We start from the raw sequence: 1053 nt of genomic DNA, 5'->3' as shown, positions 1-1053 counted from the left end.
AGATCTAATTGCATTCTCTACTGAGTCTGATTACGCAGCGAACATCGAAAAAGCAGAAGCGTTAGCGCCTGCGGTAGAAGGCGCAGAACCAACTCAAGAAATGACACTAGTTGATACTCCAAACGCGAAAACAATCGCAGAGTTGGTTGAGCAACACGGTCTACCTATCGAGAAAACCGTTAAAACGCTATTTGTTAAAGCGTCTGACGAAATCGATGCACCAATCATTGCGTTGATCGTTCGTGGTGACCACGAGCTAAACGAAGTGAAAGCAGAAAACCTACCTCAAGTGGCTTCTCCACTAGAGATGGCATCAGAAGAAGAAATTCGTGAACTGATCGGTGCTGGCCCTGGTTCTCTTGGCCCTGTAGGCCTTGAACTGCCATTCATCGTTGACCGCAGCGTAGCAGTCATGAGCGACTTTGGCGCTGGCGCAAACATCGACGGTAAACACTACTTCGGTATTAACTGGGGTCGTGACGTTGAACTGGGTCAAGTAGAAGATCTGCGTAACGTAGTAGAAGGCGATCCAAGCCCATGTGGTAAAGGTACGCTAATGCTGAAACGTGGTATCGAAGTTGGTCATATCTTCCAACTTGGTAACGTTTACTCAGAAGCAATGAACTGTAGCGTTCTTGGCCCTGATGGTAAAAACGTAATCCTAGAGATGGGTTGTTACGGCATCGGTGTATCGCGTGTTGTTGCTTCTGCGATTGAACAGAACCACGACAAATACGGCATCATTTGGCCAGACGCAATTGCACCTTTCCAAGTAGCAATCGTGCCAATGAACATGCACAAATCTGAGCGCGTAAAAGAAGCAGCAGAGAAGCTATACGCGGAACTAACTGCTATGGGCATCGAAGTTCTATTTTATGACCGTAAAGAACGCCCAGGTGTAATGTTCTCTGACATCGAGTTGATCGGTATCCCTCACACTATCGTGATTGGCGATCGCAGCATGGATGAAGGTAACTTCGAATACAAAAACCGTCGTACTGGCGAGAAACCTCCAGTAGCGATGGCGGATATTGTTGAGCACGTTAAATCTCA

General features: G+C 47.1%; 1 protein-coding gene. It reads left to right on the top strand.

The genetic code is table 11. From position 1 onward, the window contains the following. A partial coding sequence (gene proS, locus R7Q47_RS26375; protein WP_318090275.1) for a proline--tRNA ligase occupies positions 1-1053 on the top strand: 1053 nt, incomplete at both ends.

This window comes from Vibrio sp. Vb0349, assembly GCF_033338975.1.
The sequence above is the reverse complement of the archived record's forward strand: the minus strand, read 5'-3'. Positions and strand labels throughout refer to the sequence as shown.